Source organism: Anabaena sp. CA = ATCC 33047 (assembly GCF_963870205.1).
Classification (GTDB): Bacteria; Cyanobacteriota; Cyanobacteriia; order Cyanobacteriales; family Nostocaceae; genus Trichormus.
Genome location: NZ_CAWMSA010000044.1, coordinates 347,936 through 366,197, shown reverse-complemented (window position 1 = coordinate 366,197; position 18,262 = coordinate 347,936). Strand labels below are relative to the sequence as shown.

The window sequence follows — 18,262 nt, the reverse complement described above, 5'->3', positions numbered from 1 at the left end:
ATGGCTAACAGAAGAACCTGGCTGGCAAACTACCATATTTGGCGGCGACGTTGGTTTTATCCGTTAATTTCCGTGATAGTTGCTGTGAGTTTGTGCTTGACTACACCTTTACCTGGACGGGCTATAGATTTATTGCCGCTATTATTAAGGGGAGCGCAAATACTCCAACTATCAAATATATCTGATCGCCAGGAAGTGGAACTTGGCCAGCAAATGAATCAGGAATTGCGAGCTAGTGAAATCAAGCTTTACAATAATGCGGAAATTAATCGTTATGTGGTAGAAATTGGCCGGCGCATTGTAGCTAATAGCGATCGCCCCAATCTACCAGCGACATTTCAGGTAGTCCAAGGTAATCAGATCAATGCTTTTGCCACTTTGGGCGGATTCATTTATGTTTATACAGGTTTAATAGAAACCGCAGAAAATGAAGCGGAACTAGCCAGCGTGATTGCTCATGAATGGGGGCATATTAGCGGTAAACATTTAATCAAACAGATGCGCCAGAAAGCACTCGCTAGTGGTGTAGCCTCAGTCACAGGTTTAGATCGCAATACAGCCGTGAATATTGGTGTAGAACTCGCACTTAACCGTCCCCGCAGTCGTCAAGATGAATATGATGCTGATAGAAGAGGGTTAAGAACTTTGACAAGGGCTGGTTATGCTCCCTCGGCTATGGTGACATTTATGGAGAAGTTATTGAAAACTAGGGGTTCTGTCCCCACATTTTTAAGCACTCACCCGGCAACAAACGACCGCATTGATGCCTTGCAACGTGCTATCAATAATCTACCTAGTAATGGCCGTGACGGATTGGATAATGCTGCCTATCGCGCTAAAATCCGACCATTGTTATAGAATTTTAGGTTTTCTATCACGCTCGTTGCTTATTGCGGCGAGCAATTATTTGCTCTGGCTGCACTTCAACTACAGCTTCAGCTAAGGAAAGGGTACGTAAACTGTTTGTAAAAACGTTAGCTTGATAAATTAAGTTATTTGTAAGATCAAATCCAGTCAACCAGCCGCTACGAGGATGGTATGCACCAGTATCTATATCTAGCCATCCCCTTCCCTGTGCTAATTGCCCAGGATTCACACCAGGGAAAGTAAAGGTAATGGTATGACCAATAATAACCAGTTTATCAGGAAAATATGCTTCTTCGATAGTGTGAAATGGTTCACGTATCCAGCAGAATTGTTCCGCCGTTTGTTTGGCTAGCGGTATTTTTGGGTCTAAACCAGCATGAGTTAACCACACATTTCCTAAATCAATATAGGTGGGCAAAGTCTCCAACCAATCTATATGTTCTTGGGGAATGGTTTGATTTGGGTAGCTGTCTATTGTTGCTTGTCCGCCACTGTGTAGCCATGCTTGCACTAATGGCATGGGAACATTTTCATTACTGAGAATATTTAATAACATCTGCTCGTGGTTGCCCAAGAGACATTGATAATTATGTTGTATGACCAAATCAATCACATGATAGCTCTGAGGCCCGCGATCAATTAAGTCTCCTAAAAAATAAACTTGATCATCAAAAGCGGGAGCGATCGCTTCTAACAAAGTCATCAATCCTTCGTAGTAACCATGCACATCCCCAATAACTATTTGACGTTGCCTATTTTCGCTCATCGGCTCTTAGCTGAAATCAATAGCTTAATACGTTTGCTACAGTGTAAGCTGTCGGAATTCCGCAAATAAATGTAAAACTACTTGAATAATGTAAATTTATTGTAGTTTCTATTTGAGAAATTTGATAAAATTTAGGTATTTATTTGATTGCGGAACTGCCAAAACTACGATGTCTGATCAGTTTTCTCCTGAAATTAGCACACGCATCTGTAAGCACATGAACGAGGATCATGCCAATGCCGTGCTTCTTTATGCACAGTTTTTCGGTGAAATCACTCAGGCGACAGCAGCACAAATGCTATCCATTGATGCTCAGGGTATGGAGTTAACCGCACAAGTTAATGGGGAAACTGTACCCGTCCGTGTTCCCTTTGATCATGTTTTGGTAGATGCCGAAGATGCTCATCATACTCTGATTGCAATGGTGAAGCAAGCTAGGGTTAATCAGCAAACTCAATAATTGTTTACTATTTAAAATTATGGTGTTTGATTGTTGTTAATTGCTCAATTAATCTTCAGATTGCAATAACCAAACACCACTGTAAGTCATACCAGAATCGTCAGGTTGTACGATTAAAAAGTGTAGTCCTCGGCTTTGTTGTTTACGTTGTTCATAAGCTTTCGCCGCAGTTGCTACTTCTGCATTTTCAAAAGTAACAACAATCCATCTATCTACTAAACCTGCTTCTAGTATCAAGCCATCCGGCGCACCAGCTATGTAATTTAATGCTACAGGATGGGTTTGTTGTATCCATTGGGCTAGACGTAGCGATCGCCTACCTCCATAAATTACCACGCCAGGAACAGCAACGGTTGAGGCTAACCCCAGATTAATCGGTTGTAGAGATTCTGGTACAGATAATATGGGAATCGGGCGATCGCTAAATAAATCTACCAAATCACCAGCCGCAATAGTTGCAAATCGCCATTCTTCCCCCCATAAATTGTCCGGTAATGGTGCAGGGGGTGGTTTATCTAGGGCTAGAGGATATTGTTTTTCCCGTAACCATTGCTTTAAAGCTGAAGTACGACGCTGAGGTTGAACAGTAATACCTAAATTTCGCCCGGCTACTTCCATTAAACTCAAAGACTGAGGACGAAACACCTGGATAACATCTGGTAGGGTTTCACCAGCCGCTTGTTGAATTTGAGCAGTAACCCAACTAGAATTAGCTTCTGACTGGGGACAGGTAGCGACATACTCAAAACTGCGATTTGCGTCACAAATCAACAACTCCCATAATACCTGTCCTGCTGCATCTTGTTGGGGACTACGATAAAAATCAGCTTGCCAAACCAGACTCATGAATTGCCCTGTTCCTTACAGCCTATTTGATGCCTCATTTAACTATTACCATAGTTTGTAGTCAAGGCTTCAGGCTTGTGTTATTTTTCCAGTAATCCGAAAGCGATCGCATGATGACGGATATGGTCTTCTATAAAACTGGCAATAAAATAATAACTGTGGTCATATCCTACTTGATACCGTAAATTTAAAGGTTGATTAACAGCTTGACAAGCCTGTTCAAATACTTCTGTTAAAAGTTGTTTCTCTAAAAATTTATCAGCCGTACCTTGATCAATCAAAATTGAACTGTGATAACCCAACTTTTGAACTAATTCACTAGCATCATAAGCAAGCCAACTTTCTTGATTACTACCCAAATAACCACTAAAAGCCTTTTGTCCCCAAGGACAACGTATAGGTGCAACAATTGGCGCAAAAGCCGAAACTGATTTATATAAATTGGGATTTCGCAGCGCACAAACTAACGCCCCATGTCCCCCCATTGAATGACCAAAAATCCCTTGATTATCAGTTTGTACTGGGAAATTTGCCGCAATTACAGCAGGTAATTCTTGCACAATATAACTATACATTTGATAGTGCTGATGCCAAGGTGCTTGAGTAGCATCAACATAAAAACCCGCACCTGTTCCAAAATCCCAGTCATCATCCTCGCCGGGAATACCTGTATTCCGGGGGCTAGTATCTGGTGCAACTAACATTAACCCATACTCAGCAGCATAACGTTGCGCCCCAGCTTTGACCATAAAATTTTCTTCAGTACAAGTCAAACCAGAGAGAAAATACAGAACTGGTACTGATTTTTGGGTAGCTTGCGGTGGTTGATAAACAGCAAAACGCATTACACCATGACAAGTTGATGAGTCATGAGAGTAAAAGCCGAGTTTGCCATCAAAGCATTTATATTCTGAAATCAGTTGGATATTATTCATGATTGCAACAGTTACGATGTAAATTTTTAAATATCAGAATTTGATAATTTCTCAAGCAATATTATCTGATGCTACTGTAAATAATTACTCCAATTGACAGACGGAAGATTGAATAAAAATTTATAACTTAGTAAAAGCTTTTCAGTATTTTAGCATATTTACGCATCAAAAAATTGAGAGGGAAAGTCAAGATGGCTAATAAAAACTACGAAGAGAAATATACTGAGCCTGAATTACGGGAAGAAATCAAAGAAGAAATTAAAAAATCAGATAAAGGCGGTAAACCTGGTCAATGGTCGGCACGTAAAAGCCAGATGTTAGTGCGAGAATATGAAAAGCAGGGTGGAGGCTATAAACAATCTGAAAAAGATGAATCTGCAAAATCTCTAGAAGAATGGTCTGAGCAAGAATGGCAAACTGAAGAAGGTGAAACCCGCGCCCGTGAAGGTGAAGTAACACAGCGTTATCTACCTAAAGAAGTTTGGGATAGGCTAAGTGATGCAGAAAAACAGGAAGCTGAAAAAACAAAAGAAGAAGCTTCTAAAAAAGGTCAACAACACGTAGAATGGACACCAGCTATCAAGCGGGTTATGGATGAGTTGGAAAAGGAAAAGTAAAAGTTAGGGGGCGTTAAAGCAGCGCGTAATGCACTATGAAACACAGCATAGTGTGTTATTAAAAATAGAGGACTAAAGTCCTCACTACAAACAATAATTAAGGTGGGTTAATATCCCACCTTGGGGAAAGTTTAAAATGTTACTACGCTGCGAATTGATTCGCCTTTGTGCATTAAATCAAAAGCATCATTAATCTGTTCAATGGGCATGACATGAGTAATTAAATCGTCAATGTTTATCTTGCCGTCCATATACCAATCGACAATTTTGGGGACATCCGTCCGCCCTCTTGCGCCACCAAATGCTGAACCTTTCCACACACGCCCGGTTACAAGTTGAAAGGGACGGGTGCTAATTTCTTCACCTGCACCAGCAACACCAATAATTACACTCACACCCCAACCTTTGTGACAACATTCTAAAGCTTGACGCATGACTTTAACGTTGCCGATACATTCAAAACTGTAGTCAGCACCACCTTTAGTTAAATCAACTAAGTATGCAACTAAATCACCTTCTACTTCATTGGGGTTAACAAAGTGCGTCATCCCGAATTTTTCAGCCAAGGCTTGCTTGTTGGGGTTAATATCTACCCCCACAATCATATTAGCCCCTACCATCCGCGCCCCTTGGATGACATTTAAGCCAATACCACCTAAGCCGAATACTACTACATTTGCGCCGGGTTCAACTTTGGCTGTGTTGATGACTGCACCAATACCTGTGGTTACGCCGCAACCGATGTAACAAACTTTATCAAATGGCGCATCTTCGCGAATTTTCGCCACGGCAATTTCTGGTAAGACGGTGTAGTTAGAAAATGTCGATGTCCCCATATAATGATGAATCATCTGCCCATCGATACTAAAACGGCTAGTACCATCAGGCATAACACCACGTCCTTGGGTAGCGCGAATAGCTTGGCAAAGATTTGTTTTAAAACTCAAACAATATGCACATTGCCGACATTCTGGCGTGTACAGGGGTATAACATGATCTCCTGGCTTGACGCTAGTGACACCTGCACCCACTTCTACCACCACACCCGCGCCTTCATGTCCTAAAACGGCGGGAAATAAACCTTCAGGATCAGCACCAGAAAGGGTGTAAGCATCTGTGTGACAAACTCCGCTAGCTTTAATTTCAATTAAAACTTCTCCAGCTTTTGGCCCCTCTAGTTCAACCGTTTCAATAGTCAACGGCTTACCCGCACCGTAAGCTACTGCTGCTTTAACTTCCACGAGTTAGCCCTCCTCAAAAAATTCAAAATTCAAAATTCAAAATTCAAAATTAGCTTGTCAGTCAGTCCGCGTAAATAATTCTACGTTTGTAGTAAGGGCTTTAGCCCTTCTTACGAGCCAATCTCAAGATTTTTGACATTACTTAATATGGTTTGATTCATATCGTAGGGTGGTGGCAAAGATTTTTAATGGTATGTTCCCTAATTAACAATGAAATTGCATTTTTTTGAGAGATTGGTACATTAGTTACAGGCGACAGAGTTTAACAATGTTATCGCTCTGACGCATAAATTTAGATTTTTGTCAACCCCTGATTTATCTCTACTTTTGCAAAGCTTATGAACCCTGCCCTAACAAAAATTGGCGCGCAAATGTCTAACCTGACTGGTGTACGAGCGATTATGAAGGATATTATCGAAACGTTAAAAGCCAGTGGGGGGCAGGAATTAATTAATCTGAGTGCGGGTAATCCTTTGATTTTACCGGAGGTTGAACAGTTGTGGCGGGATTACACCGCAGAACTGTTGGCTAGCTCAGAATATGGTGAGGTAGTTTGTCGTTATGGTTCTAGTCAGGGTTACGCGCCGTTAATTGAAGCGATCGCTCAAGATTTTAATCAACGTTACGGGTTAAACTTAACTGACCGCAATATTTTAATTACTCCCGGTAGTCAAAGTCTCTACTTCTACGCCGCTAATGCTTTCGGTGGCTACACTAGCAATGGGGAACTCAAACAAATCGTTTTACCCCTCAGCCCTGACTACACTGGTTATGGTGGTGTGTGCTTGTACCCAGAGGCTTTACTGGCTTACAAACCCACTTTAGATATTGACGCATCTAATCATAAATTCAAATATCGCCCCGATTTTAGCCAATTATCTGTCAGTGAGAACACAGGCTGTATTATCTTCTCCCGTCCCTGCAACCCTACAGGTAATGTGATGACTGAGGATGAGGTGCAGAAAATCGCCGCCTTAGCCGCTTCCTATGATGTGCCGGTGTTAATTGACTCTGCGTATGCTCCCCCATTCCCGGCGTTAAACTTTACAGAAATGCGACCAGTATTTGGTAATAACATCATCCACTGTATGAGTTTATCTAAAGCTGGATTACCAGGGGAACGGATCGGAATTGCGATTGGGGATGAAAAATGGATACAAGTTTTGGAATGCTTCCAGACAAATTTATGTATTCATCCCTCACGCTATGGACAGGCGATCGCAGCTCGTGCTATTCAATCCGGTAGCTTGGCACAAATTGCCGAAACCGTGATTCGTCCTTTCTACCAAAACAAGTTTACTGTCTTAGAAGATACCTTAAACGCTACCATGCCCCAAGATTTACCTTGGTTTTTACATCGTGGTGAGGGGGCTATCTTCGCTTGGTTATGGTTAAAGGATCTACCCATCACTGATTGGGAATTTTACCAAGAATTAAAGAAAGTCGGTGTAATTGTCGTACCTGGTAGTACATTCTTCCCTGGTTTGAAAGAAGAATGGCAACACAAGCACCAATGTTTACGCATTAGCCTTACAGGTAGTAATGAGGAAATTAAACTGGGAATGCAGCTTTTAGCTAAAGCTGTAGAGCAAGTTTATCAAAGTGCGGTTGTCAGTGCGTGAAGTAGGGGAACAAATCAATTCAAAATTCAAAATTCAAAATTCAAAATTAAATAATTTTTGCCCATAATTCATTACTTTTGACTTTTGACTTTTGACTTTTGACTTGTTTATACCCTGTGCATCGATGCTCAATAGAAAACAATGAATAGCGAAGAATTAAAAGAACGTAAGGGGAAAAAGACAGCAGGGGGGAAGGCAAAAACTCAAAAAACCCAGTCCCCAATCCCTAAGCTTGATAATTGGATAGAAATAGGTAAAATTGTAGCACCACAGGGTTTGTCTGGTGAGGTGAGAGTTTACCCTAACACTGACTTTCCTGAACGCTTTGAAGAACCTGGACAACGTTGGTTATTGTATCCGGGAAAAACTGAACCAGAACCGATTGAATTGTTAGCAGGGCGTTACATAGAAGGTAAAAACTTATATGTGATTCAATTGGCTGGTGTGGATAATCGCAACCAAGCGGAAGAATTACGCGACTGTCGATTATTTGTACCAGTGAGCGATCGCCCCGAATTAGGCGATGATGAATATCATGTCATCGATTTAATCGGCTTGGAAGTTTTCCTACAAGCATCCGGGGAACTGGTGGGTACTGTGGTGGATGTGATTGCCGCAGGAAATGATTTACTAGAAGTAAAGTTACCAGTATCACTGGATAGCAAACAAAAACAAAAGACTGTCTTAATTCCCTTTGTGAGAGAAATTGTCCCTGTCGTCAATTTACCAGCCCGTCGCCTGGAAATTACTCCACCTGCTGGGTTGCTAGAGTTAGCAACTGGTAGTTAGGAGATTTAAGGGTGTAGGGTAGAAAAACCAATGACTAATGACTAATGACTAATGACTAATGACTATTAACCATCGCCATAATTGTAGATAGCGGTACATCAGTAAAATAATTCTGCTGGAATTGTTCTTCACTGATAGCGGCTAAAAACTGTGCAACAGCTACATCGCCCTTACTTTCAGAGACAGTGCTAGCATTCCAACTAATATGTAAATCACGGTCTTGTCTTGTAACAGTAAATCCGTAATATTTTAATGCTTGAATTCCTAAAAGTAAGGTTTGGTTACTTATCCCCAGTTTCTTGACAAGCTGTACACGGGTAACAGGTTGATTTGTGCGACTGAGATATTTAGCAATACCAACCAAAGTCAGCCAAATTTCCATCGGTGGTTGATGGTGGGGTTTAGACCAAGCAAGGGCTAATTGTTGATTATTGTAGAGCGATCGCCGCCACCATGCCCGTAATTCATCCCAATGAGTCGGACATTCGTCAATGATGAGGGACTCTTGACTGGGGGCTGGGGACTCTTGACTGGGGAAGTTACGCCAGTCTAAAATCTGTGCAGAGTTGTGAGTTTTGAGTCCTGATTCAGCACTAGGACGGACAGCAATTAATCTAACTTCATAGCGTTTTTTGTAGGTGTTGTAGTCTAATTCTGCAATGCAATCACACCTACCTAGAGGTAATTCTTCTTTATAATGTCCCCACCAAATCCCAGGAAAGGCGTTTTTAGTGGAGTCGTCGCGGATATCAAAATCGGTCTTAATGTACTGTACCTTTTTCCCCTGGGAATCTTGTTGATTGCGATGCCAAGTATTTTCAAACCAGCAGTTTTGAATCAGTAATTTTGGTACAGGATTACCCATACCACAAGGTTCTAATAATTTCAATTCAAAAAATAATTCTTTACCTAAGTCGGCTACTGTTACAGTTATATCTGCTTGTACCGTAGGGCTGAGATTTATACTACCCAAAGATTGCCGCAATTGCTGATTAATTGCATCTCTAAATAAGGGAATATTCTCTACAGGTAAACTCAAACCTGCTGCATAGGGATGTCCGCCAAAGCGATGTAACAGATGGGCTTGGTCTTTCACCAATTGGTATAAATCGACAGAATTGATAGAACGGGCTGAACCTCTGGCGAGGGGAGTAGCCAAGGAATTATCCCCAGTCCCTTCCGTACTTAACAAAATTGTTGGGCGGCCGGTTTCTTGGGCGACTTGTCCGGCGACTAAACCTAAAACACCTGCTGGCCATTGGGTATCTTCTAAAACAATGACGCTGGTGGTTGAAAGGTCTAATTGTGAGAGTTTTTGGGTTACTTGGTTTTGTACATCTTTTTGTAAAGATTTACGGCGGGTGTTGGCTAGTTCAGTGATTTCCGCGAGTTCATGGCAACGTTTGATATCTCGGCTAGTGAGTAACTCAACGCAAAAACTAGCATCGCCTTGGATGCGACTAACTGCGTTGATGCGGGGGCCTAAACCGAAAGAGATATCTGTGGGGCGATCGCCATTTTTCTGGCACAATTCTAATAATCTTCCTACTCCCGGCCTGCGTCGTGCTGCTGGTGGTTGTTTAAAATCAGCTTGCAGTATTTGAATACCCAACTGTGCTAAATACCGACAGTCGCCACTTAGCTGCACTAAATCAGCAATTAACCCGACTGCTACTAAATCTAATAAATTCTCTAACGGTTCTTGAGGAACATCAGGCAAAGTTTGATAAAGGGCTTCTACTAACTTATAAGCTACCGCCACACCCGACAAATGAAATAAAGGATGTTCTGGTGATAAATAACGCGGATTAATAATAGCTGTAACTGGTGGACGTTCGGCAGGTAAAGTATGATGGTCTGTAACTATGACATCTATACCTAAATTTTTAGCATAGATAATTTCATCAATATTTGTGCTGCCCGTGTCGCAAGTAACTATTAATTTACAACCTTGTTGAGCTAAATTATCAATTCCTGCTATATTCAATCCGTGAGATTCTTTCAAGCGATTAGGAATGTAATAATTTAACTGTTGATTTTGTTTAAAAAATTGTCCTAAACCATCCCAAAGTACAGATGTAGAAGTAATACCATCCGCATCAAAATCACCCCAAATAGTTATTTTTTCACCTGCATTTCTTGCCTGTTGCAAGCGTTTCATTGCCAAGTGCATTTCTTCCCCAAACTCAAAGGGGCTAGCTGGTTGATAAGATTTATGATTAATAAAAGCTGCTAATTGTGATTTATCTTTAATTCCCCTTTGCCATAATAATTGGGCTGCAAATAATCCTGTTGATGCAGGAGTGTACTGTTTTACTAATTGGGTAAACCACTCTGGGGGTTGTTCGCTAACTGTTAAAATCCACTGCATTTAATCAATTCAAAATTCAAAATTCAAAATTCAAAATTAAAAGCTTATACCAATTTTATGTAAAGTTGCACAGAGCGATAAAATCCATTGATTTATCTGTCTTTATCTGCGTTTACACCGTTCGCGCAGCGTCTCCGTTAGGAGAAGTTCTGATGTCTACGACAAGCCGCTTGCGCGTCTACGGCGGAAGCCGCCGCTCAGACTTCTCTCTGCGTCCATCTGCGTTCAATAATGCTTAAAATTTGATTCTAAGCAAGTTACTATTAATTTAGTATTACTCATTATTTGTAGATTCATTAACTAGAGGATTTAAAGCTAATTCACCAGCTAAACCTTCAGGTTTGCGGGCGCGAATAGCAGGGCGAGAACGTCTATAACCTGCTCTTTCTGCTTTTTGATGTTCATAGTCAATTAATCTGCCATAATGTGGATGCTTGCTTAAATTCATTGACAAGAAAATATGCTGACGAATATTACCAAAACCTTTGCGGTTGAAAAACTTCACGGCTGGTATATTAGTCGGATCAGTATCTACTAACATAAATCTTGCTCCATCTTCAATCATCCGAGCGACGACTTTATCAACTAATTTGTCTGCTACTCCCTGACGTTGAAATTTAGGACTTACTCCTAACCATAAAATGTAACCATAAGTCCATGATGCTTTGGTAATGATAGTCCCTAAAATAAATCCGGCTAAGTCTCCATCTGTTTCAGCAACTAAACAATATTCTGGGTCTGTATTATAAAGTCCAATTACTTCCCATTCGTCCCAAGTACGGTAAAGGTAAGGGTATAAATCGCTAGTAAATAATTCTTCTCCCAAATGATAAACGGGAGCAATATCATCAATTCCTAATTCACGCACATATATAGCGTCAATTTGCTCAAAGTTTGTCATAAATCTTTAGGGGTGTAGGAGATATGAGGAAATGTTTACCTAAGAGTTTTTGAATTTTGAATTGATTTGTCCCCATTCTCGATTAAATTGTGACTTCTTGAATATTAGCGATATCTGGTAAAGAATTTTGAGCTTTTACAGGTTCAGTGGCGGGAATGCGATCGCACCGTCTGGTAAAATGACAATAATCACAGGCTTTGCTACCCGTCCCTACTTGCGGAAAAGGTTTATTTTGTTGATAATCTGCTAACCAAGTAGTTAATTGACTTAACAATTGATTAAGTTTTTTTGCTGTTTGTTGATGTTGTCTCTGGCTATAAGTAAATGTGATATTTTGCGGTGCGCCTTCAGATTGGACAAACCAGTAAGTCATAGAAATATTTTCTGGCAAGTATGAGCTAGTTTCAGCTAAAACATACATATAAAGGAGAGTTTGCCAGTTTTGCGCTAATGTGCGTTTATTGGGTCGTTTCTTTGTTGTTTTCCAGTCGAGAATTTGAGCCTGTTGAGCATCAGCAATTAATAAATCATAAATAACAGTCAGCAAATAGTCTTGAACTTGCAGAGTGCGGTAATGTTCACTTTCCCGGAAAATTGCATTATCTGTTTTATTGTTCAAAACCTCTGGAGCAGCTTCAGCAAAAGCTGACATCAAACTTTGCAACTTGGTATTTGCTGCTAGAAGACTATCAATTGGTAAACCCATTTCCCGTTGCTGCATGAGCAAGTGAAAGTGACTACCTAAACTTTGTGATTTCTCCTCATATTTTTGTGATTCCTCCTCATATTCACGATTTGCGGGTGAATTAAGCTGTTCTACAGGTGAATTAAGCTGTTCTAAATAAGTGTGCTGGAATTTGCGGGGACAACTCTCTAATAAATTGAGATGTCCTTGAGACAATCGTAATACAGGCGTAGAAGATATCAGCATACTCCCATTGTAGAAGCGATCACCCTAAAATCCACAACTCTGCGTACCTCCGCGTTACCTCCGCGCGCCTCTGCGTTTAAATCCCCACCCTCCATGAGAAAAGGGAAAAGAATGAATCTAACGTGTGGACTTCATCCCTTCCCCTTTTTATGTACCTGATGCTTATTTAATGTTAGCCCTTGCGTCCCTAACTGCGGCAATAAAAAATAAACCCGTCAGAGGAATACTCAACCCTAAGATAATAGAAGTTAACTGCACACCTAAATCTGGCTGTCCTGAAGTTAATTCAAACACAGAACCAACAGCAGCGATCGCTGTTATACAAGAACTTCCCAGAAAAAAACCGCTTTTTGGAGTTAAATACACTACTAGCCACCCTATGCTACTGGTTTAACTGCTTGATACGAGAAGCCATTTTTAGATAACTCCTGCGCCAAAGTCAAGGAGTTGTCTACACGATCTACAAACACAACACCATTCAGGTGATCCATTTCATGCTGTATGCAGCGTGCGAGTAAGTCAGTCGCTTTCAGCGTTTGGGGACGGCCATTTTCATCTTTATAAGATACTTCCACAACTGTGGGACGCTTCACATCCATATATACGCCAGGAATACTCAAACATCCTTCTTGCGCCACACAAATGTCACGGCTAACTTGTTTAATGGTGGGGTTAATTAATACCAGTGGTGGGTTAGCAGGGTTATCGGGTTCGCAGTCAATCACAATTAGTTGTTTATGAATTCCAACTTGGGGTGCAGCCAAACCTATGCCATCATTGCTGTACATAGTTTGTAGCATCTCGCGTATGAGTTGACGAATTTCATCGTCTACTTTGGTGATGCGTTTGGCTGGTTGACGCAAAGCGCGATCGCCTAGATAGTGTAGTTGTAATGGCGGATTTTTTAACTTTTTCTTCTCAACAGCAATTTCAGAAGGCATGACTCTCGATGGCTAATTTGTGAAAATTCCTACTACCCTCATTCTATCAATGTCGTTTGTCGTTCGTGGTGATTATTAAACGCGGAGGCACGCGGAGTCAACGCGGAGGTACGCAGAGTTTACCGAAAGATTTGGCTTGGGTGTATAAAGGTAGTGGTTTCCGTAGGCTATTTTGAATTTTCTCTTGGGGTGATGTGTGTTGAAATTTCTGACGAAACTTGACTACTTGCTGAAGGAAACTTTTCTGGGTTTGCTGCGTGGTGGTTGGATGAATTGGGCAGCTGTGAGTACGGTGACGGTGTTACTGTTTTTATTTGGTTTGAGTTTGCAAACTTCTTGGCAGGTGGAAAAACTTGTTAATCAATTTGGTAGTCAGTTAGAGTTATCAGTTTATCTTGATTCTGGTACGCGCGCCCAGACTATAGAAACATTGGTGGTACAATTTCCAGATGTTGTCAGTGTGCAGACTATTCCTAAAGAGGAAGCTTGGAGTAAGTTAGTTAAGGAAATGGGAATTTCTGATATTGAGGGTGCGACGCAACAGTTAGGCGAAAATCCTTTGGTTGATGAAATTAAGGTGAAAGCTCGTAACCCTCAAGTTGTGCCGAATTTAGCTACTCAACTAGCTAAGTTGCAGGGTGTGGAAACGGTTCAATATATTGATGAGGCGGTAAAACGCATTGCCCAGTTGCACAGAGGTCTTAACTGGGTGACTTTAACGATTACAATTATTTTGACATTAACTGCGATCGCAGTTACTACGACTACCATTAGGCTGATAGTTTTAGCCCGTCGTCAGGAAATTGAAATTATGCAGCTAGTCGGCGCAACAAAGGCGTGGATTTATCTACCGTTCATTTTACAAGGAGTTGCCTTTGGTTTATTGGGTGGTGCGATCGCCTGGAGTTTTATTTCAGTCATTCAGCAGTTCATCAGTAAGTTACTCAGCAATCAACCAGAATTTTTGCAATTTCTTAGCAATGGTATCCAACTCACTCCTATACAAATTCTACTCTTACCCATCATTCTTTTAAGCTTTGGTGCAGCTGTAGGATTAATAGGAAGCTTATTTGCTGTCAGACGTTTTGCTAAAAGTTAAGAGCTACTGCGGAAAATGACTAATAACTAATAACTAATGACTAATGACTAATAACTAAAATATGACTTCTCAATGGCAATATTTACTAAAAAATCTCGGTGAATGGCGAGGTTCATTCACACGTTTTTCACCCCAAGGTGAACTGTTAGAAGATATCAACAGTGTAGTCTCTTTAGAAGGATTGAACAATAACCAAACTATACATCAGGTTGTTCGCCGTCAAGGACAAGCCGATTTAGTTTTAGAATACAGTTCCTTGTCCCGGAATACACTATTTTTCCCTAATGGTGCATTTTCCCAAGGTTCTATTCAGCTAGCACCTTTTACTGAGTTTGGTGCAGAATTAGGATTAATTCACGAAAATCGCCGCTTACGCCTAGTTCAATTATTCGATAAAAATGGTCAAATAGATAAACTCACTCTGATTCGTGAACATTTAGCGGGTACTGAACCAGTAGAAAACCCACCCTTACAAATAGATGACTTGCTGGGAGAATGGCAAGGTGAAGCTACAACCATATATCCTGACTGGAGTTCCCCTGAAACTATCTCTACAAATCTCAAAATACAACTTAATAATAGTCAACAATTAACTCAAACTATCAATTATCCTGGATGCACAATTACATCCACTGCTAGCATCAACGGTTCTCGCATCATCTTTGATCAAAATCCTCAAAAGCAAATACAAGTTTTGTTATTACCTAACGGTGCGTCTGCTACTTTTACTCTGAAAGTTCAGCTACGTCAAGCTTTTATCTTAGAGATGGGTTGGTTAATTCAACCAAACTTGCGCCAACGCATACTACGCAGTTATAACGATAAAGGTGAATGGGTAAGTTTAACTTTAGTTACAGAACAGCGAGTCAAAACTGATTAACTTTATTGGCAGAAAAATCCGAAAAGTAGCAAGCTGACTTTGTAGCTGAATCATACAAGCCTTTAGGAATTAATAATATGTCTACAAAATCTCTCTGGAAAATTTTAGCTACATTTACAGGTGCAGCTTCCGTATTAACCGCTACCTTAGCAATACCTACATCAGCACTAGCTTCGACAACAGAATTTAGCTGTAGCGCAGAAGGTGTATATGTAGAAGTTTCCCGCCTCAGCAATGGTAAACTACGCTATGCAGCCTACAATATACCAACTACCCTACAACGTCCTGATCTCCTGCTGAACAATGGTACAGTCAGACGTGATAAAAATGGAGATTTAGTTTACAGATTTAGAAACGGTAATTATCTCTATGCTGCGGTTAAAGATGAAGGTTACGGCAGAGTTTTAGTTTATAAAAATAATCGCTTGATTGCTACTAAATATTGTGGAGATGTTTAGTTATAAATAACATTAAGATAGCGATTTCTAGTCTAATAAGTTACATATTTATCTGTGTTTCTCTGTGTTTATCTGCGTTTAATTATGACTGACTGCACCTCACTTGAATGGGAATTGCTATAAATCATCTTTCATTTTTACAACCCAGTTCTATAATGACTGGGTTTTCCATTAGAAACAATTATGATGGATAAACTTGTCGTAGCAATATCTGAATTAGCGATACAAAGAAAGTAAAATAATTAGATATTAAATATGACTACCAAAGAACTATTGCTTCAAGAAATAGAAACTCTACCACCAGAATTACTTACAGAAGCATTGTTATTAATTCGTTCTATTAAACTTACTCACACAAACAAGGATTTAGAAACAGATCAGCAACAACCTAGCGTCTTATCAGAAGCTACAAAAACTTCTGATGATACAAAGCAATTAACATACCGCCCTACTTCTGGACATTCCATTCTGAGACACGCTGGTACGTGGGAAGGTGATGATTTTGAGGAATGCTTACAATCAGTATATGATAACCGTGAAAAAGCTAAATTTGATTATGAATACAACCCATTTGAATAATGTATTTATTGGATACAAATCATTGTAGTGCCATTATTTTAGGTGAGCTAAATATTATCCGTCATATTATTGAAGTTGGAGAAAATAATATTTCCACTTGTGTAATTGTCCAGGGTGAACTAAGATACATGATGGAAAAATCCCAACGAAAGGATGTTAATCTTGGTCACTTGACAGAATTTTTAGAGGATATTCGTATTTATTTAGTAACGGAAGAGACTGCTATCATCTACGGTGAATTAAAAGCAGCTTGATTTAATCAATTTGCATCAAAAGAAAAAAACAAGCGAAGAAAAACCAAAATTACTGATTTAGGTTTTGGCGAAAATGACCTGTGGATAGCAGCTATTGCCATTCAAAATCATCTCACCATAGTATCGGCTGATAGCGACTTTCAACGAATGCAACAAGTAAGAAATCTATCTGTTGAATCTTGGCTAACTAGAACAGCATAAATAATTAAAGGTTGGTAGTAAGGACTTTAGTCCTTAATCCGAAAATCCCCACTCCCTAATTCCAACTAAACTAGACAAGAGTGCAACGTGTCATTAATGCCTGGTGAAGTAGAGTGTGATATTCTTCATCATGAACGCGATAAGCACCAAATCGTTCTAAATGGGGATTCATCATTTGAGCGTCAAACAGGACAAATTTTTGCTGACGCAACCTTTCTACCAACTTAACCATCGCTACTTTAGAACCTTCAGGAATGTGGTAAAACATCGATTCACCAATGAAAGCACCACCGATGACAAGTCCTAAAATTCCCCCAGCTAGTTTGTCATCTTGCCAAGTTTCAAAACTATAAGCGAAACCTGCTTGGTATAATTGCCAGTAAATCTGTTTTAATTCTTCAGAAATCCATGTAGATTCTCGGTTAGCGCAACCTGCAACTACAGCCGCAAAATCACGGTTAACCGCCACACTAAAGCGTTCTTGGTTCAAAATACGCTGTAAAGACTTGGGGTAACGGAATCGCTCATCTAAAGGAATCAAAGTGCGATCGCGACTACTGTACCATCCCAGGCCGTCATCTTCATCAGCCATGAGAAAATAGCCTTGAGCATAACCCTGTATAATAGCGGCAATATCATATTGCATAGATCAAACTAAAAATAAAAAATATCAGAGGAACGCTATGAGAATCTATTATCCTCTGCGCTCCTCTACATCTTCCTGGTAATTCCTCTGCGGTTAACACAGTATGACACAAGCAATACCACCTATCACTCTCCCAACATCTGAAAATCCCCAACTCGAAGGTGAATGGTTACAAGAGCGTTTGCTGCGGTGGCTGGATGCAGAATTTATCCCCGAAGCAATTAATCAGAAGATTGCTCAACGAGCAACACAAATTTTTGTCCGCCAACGAATGGAAGGAGAGAACGATTTAGGTTCTCTAGTCATTGCCATTGTCACCGAAATGCAAGCGTTTGATTTTTCCAAAAGTTTTTATGGAGAGTTTGCGATCGCTAACGCCGTCAGCGATCTACTCTTAGAAAGTCTGGGTATCGAGCGTTGTTGTGGTCAATAAAATCAAGTCTATAGTCAAAAGTCCACAGTCGAAAGTCTAAAGTTCACAGCCATACCCAATGACTAATGACTAATGACTAATGACTAATGACTAATGACTAATGACTAATGACTACCAGCTAGACTTAACGACTCCAGGTAAAAGACCTTGGTGCGCCCATTCCCGTAAAACGTTCCGAGACAGACCAAAATCACGGTACACACCTCTGGGACGACCAGTTAACCAGCAACGGTTACGACGACGAGAGGGCGCACTGTTACGGGGTAACTGTTGAATTTTGCGGTGAATTTCTAGCTTATCTAGGGGAGACTCAGTTGTTCTGAACTCTTCTAACAAAGCTTCGCGTTTTGCAGCGTATTTTTCAGCCAACTTAGCGCGTTTTTTCTCGCGCTCAATCATACTCTTCTTTGCCATGAATTATCTTA

21 protein-coding genes and 1 pseudogene are annotated in these 18,262 nt (G+C 40.4%); 11 read left to right on the top strand and 11 right to left on the bottom strand.

All coding sequences use genetic code 11. The features are described from left to right. Positions 1 to 858 carry a M48 family metallopeptidase gene (locus AACS98_RS13530; protein ID WP_066380619.1) on the top strand — a complete coding sequence of 286 codons (858 nt, stop codon included), beginning with the start codon at positions 1 to 3 and terminating at the stop codon, positions 856 to 858. A gap of 16 nt (positions 859 to 874) precedes the next feature. On the opposite strand, the gene AACS98_RS13525 is transcribed toward AACS98_RS13530, so the two are convergent. Next, positions 875 to 1,633, bottom strand: a complete 759-nt coding sequence (locus tag AACS98_RS13525) for a metallophosphoesterase family protein (RefSeq protein ID WP_066380617.1) — start codon at positions 1,631 to 1,633, stop codon at positions 875 to 877. Positions 1,634 to 1,802: 169 nt separating this feature from the next. Between AACS98_RS13525 and AACS98_RS13520 the strand changes: the two genes are divergently transcribed. After that, entirely contained in the window at positions 1,803 to 2,093 is a 291-nt protein-coding gene (locus AACS98_RS13520) for a DUF2470 domain-containing protein (RefSeq protein ID WP_066380615.1), read from the top strand. A 48-nt stretch (positions 2,094 to 2,141) separates the two neighbouring features. Here AACS98_RS13520 and AACS98_RS13515 read toward each other — a convergent pair whose 3' ends face one another. Together AACS98_RS13515 and fghA are read right to left on the bottom strand one after the other, a co-directional pair. Further along, positions 2,142 to 2,939, bottom strand: coding sequence for a Tab2/Atab2 family RNA-binding protein (locus tag AACS98_RS13515; RefSeq protein ID WP_066380612.1), 798 nt, complete (start codon positions 2,937 to 2,939; stop codon positions 2,142 to 2,144). Positions 2,940 to 3,019: 80 nt separating this feature from the next. Beyond that, positions 3,020 to 3,874, bottom strand: coding sequence for an S-formylglutathione hydrolase (fghA, locus tag AACS98_RS13510; protein ID WP_066380610.1), 855 nt, complete (start codon positions 3,872 to 3,874; stop codon positions 3,020 to 3,022). 191 nt (positions 3,875 to 4,065) lie between these two features. On the opposite strand from fghA, the gene AACS98_RS13505 reads away from it, so the two are divergent. Next, positions 4,066 to 4,491 carry a hypothetical protein gene (locus tag AACS98_RS13505; protein WP_066380609.1) on the top strand — a complete coding sequence of 142 codons (426 nt, stop codon included), beginning with the start codon at positions 4,066 to 4,068 and terminating at the stop codon, positions 4,489 to 4,491. 131 nt (positions 4,492 to 4,622) lie between these two features. On the opposite strand, the gene AACS98_RS13500 is transcribed toward AACS98_RS13505, so the two are convergent. Further along, positions 4,623 to 5,732 (bottom strand): S-(hydroxymethyl)glutathione dehydrogenase/class III alcohol dehydrogenase, encoded by a 1,110-nt coding sequence (locus tag AACS98_RS13500; RefSeq protein WP_066380608.1) that lies wholly within the window; start codon positions 5,730 to 5,732, stop codon positions 4,623 to 4,625. Between the two features lie 338 nt (positions 5,733 to 6,070). Between AACS98_RS13500 and AACS98_RS13495 the strand changes: the two genes are divergently transcribed. Both AACS98_RS13495 and rimM read left to right on the top strand, forming a co-directional pair. Further along, positions 6,071 to 7,354, top strand: a complete 1,284-nt coding sequence (locus tag AACS98_RS13495; protein WP_066380607.1) for a valine--pyruvate transaminase — start codon at positions 6,071 to 6,073, stop codon at positions 7,352 to 7,354. 141 nt (positions 7,355 to 7,495) lie between these two features. Then, positions 7,496 to 8,143: a ribosome maturation factor RimM gene (gene rimM, locus AACS98_RS13490; RefSeq protein ID WP_066380606.1), complete on the top strand. Its 648-nt coding sequence runs from the start codon at positions 7,496 to 7,498 to the stop codon at positions 8,141 to 8,143. 55 nt (positions 8,144 to 8,198) lie between these two features. Here rimM and recJ read toward each other — a convergent pair whose 3' ends face one another. The 5 genes from recJ to def all read right to left on the bottom strand — a co-directional run bounded on the left by recJ (position 8,199) and on the right by def (position 13,287). Continuing rightward, positions 8,199 to 10,514: a single-stranded-DNA-specific exonuclease RecJ gene (gene recJ, locus AACS98_RS13485; protein WP_066380604.1), complete on the bottom strand. Its 2,316-nt coding sequence runs from the start codon at positions 10,512 to 10,514 to the stop codon at positions 8,199 to 8,201. A gap of 274 nt (positions 10,515 to 10,788) precedes the next feature. Next, entirely contained in the window at positions 10,789 to 11,415 is a 627-nt protein-coding gene (locus tag AACS98_RS13480; protein WP_066380602.1) for a GNAT family N-acetyltransferase, read from the bottom strand. An 82-nt stretch (positions 11,416 to 11,497) separates the two neighbouring features. Then, positions 11,498 to 12,346: a PD-(D/E)XK nuclease family protein gene (locus AACS98_RS13475; protein WP_066380601.1), complete on the bottom strand. Its 849-nt coding sequence runs from the start codon at positions 12,344 to 12,346 to the stop codon at positions 11,498 to 11,500. A 162-nt stretch (positions 12,347 to 12,508) separates the two neighbouring features. Continuing rightward, entirely contained in the window at positions 12,509 to 12,712 is a 204-nt protein-coding gene (locus tag AACS98_RS13470) for a hypothetical protein (protein WP_066380600.1), read from the bottom strand. A gap of 11 nt (positions 12,713 to 12,723) precedes the next feature. Beyond that, positions 12,724 to 13,287, bottom strand: coding sequence for a peptide deformylase (gene def, locus AACS98_RS13465; RefSeq protein WP_066380599.1), 564 nt, complete (start codon positions 13,285 to 13,287; stop codon positions 12,724 to 12,726). Between the two features lie 196 nt (positions 13,288 to 13,483). On the opposite strand from def, the gene AACS98_RS13460 reads away from it, so the two are divergent. From AACS98_RS13460 to AACS98_RS13440, 5 genes and pseudogenes are all read left to right on the top strand, one after another. After that, positions 13,484 to 14,386 (top strand): cell division protein FtsX, encoded by a 903-nt coding sequence (locus AACS98_RS13460; RefSeq protein WP_066380597.1) that lies wholly within the window; start codon positions 13,484 to 13,486, stop codon positions 14,384 to 14,386. Positions 14,387 to 14,447: 61 nt separating this feature from the next. Then, positions 14,448 to 15,266 carry a DUF3598 family protein gene (locus tag AACS98_RS13455; protein WP_066380595.1) on the top strand — a complete coding sequence of 273 codons (819 nt, stop codon included), beginning with the start codon at positions 14,448 to 14,450 and terminating at the stop codon, positions 15,264 to 15,266. A 77-nt stretch (positions 15,267 to 15,343) separates the two neighbouring features. Beyond that, positions 15,344 to 15,724 carry a hypothetical protein gene (locus tag AACS98_RS13450; protein WP_066380593.1) on the top strand — a complete coding sequence of 127 codons (381 nt, stop codon included), beginning with the start codon at positions 15,344 to 15,346 and terminating at the stop codon, positions 15,722 to 15,724. A gap of 255 nt (positions 15,725 to 15,979) precedes the next feature. After that, positions 15,980 to 16,303: a hypothetical protein gene (locus AACS98_RS13445; RefSeq protein WP_066380591.1), complete on the top strand. Its 324-nt coding sequence runs from the start codon at positions 15,980 to 15,982 to the stop codon at positions 16,301 to 16,303. Then, a pseudogene (locus AACS98_RS13440) lies at positions 16,303 to 16,758 on the top strand (type II toxin-antitoxin system VapC family toxin). Before AACS98_RS13445 ends, AACS98_RS13440 begins: the two are co-directional and overlap by 1 nt. 70 nt (positions 16,759 to 16,828) lie before the next feature. Here AACS98_RS13440 and aat read toward each other — a convergent pair. Next, positions 16,829 to 17,404: a leucyl/phenylalanyl-tRNA--protein transferase gene (aat, locus tag AACS98_RS13435; RefSeq protein WP_066380589.1), complete on the bottom strand. Its 576-nt coding sequence runs from the start codon at positions 17,402 to 17,404 to the stop codon at positions 16,829 to 16,831. A gap of 103 nt (positions 17,405 to 17,507) precedes the next feature. Between aat and AACS98_RS13430 the strand changes: the two genes are divergently transcribed. Next, the gene (locus AACS98_RS13430; RefSeq protein WP_066380586.1) at positions 17,508 to 17,837 is read left to right on the top strand and encodes a hypothetical protein; all 330 of its coding nucleotides are present in this window, start codon (positions 17,508 to 17,510) and stop codon (positions 17,835 to 17,837) included. Between the two features lie 111 nt (positions 17,838 to 17,948). On the opposite strand, the gene rpsN is transcribed toward AACS98_RS13430, so the two are convergent. Then, on the bottom strand, positions 17,949 to 18,251 hold the full coding sequence (gene rpsN, locus AACS98_RS13425; RefSeq protein ID WP_066380584.1) for a 30S ribosomal protein S14: 303 nt from the start codon (positions 18,249 to 18,251) through the stop codon (positions 17,949 to 17,951). Positions 18,252 to 18,262 lie beyond the last annotated feature (11 nt).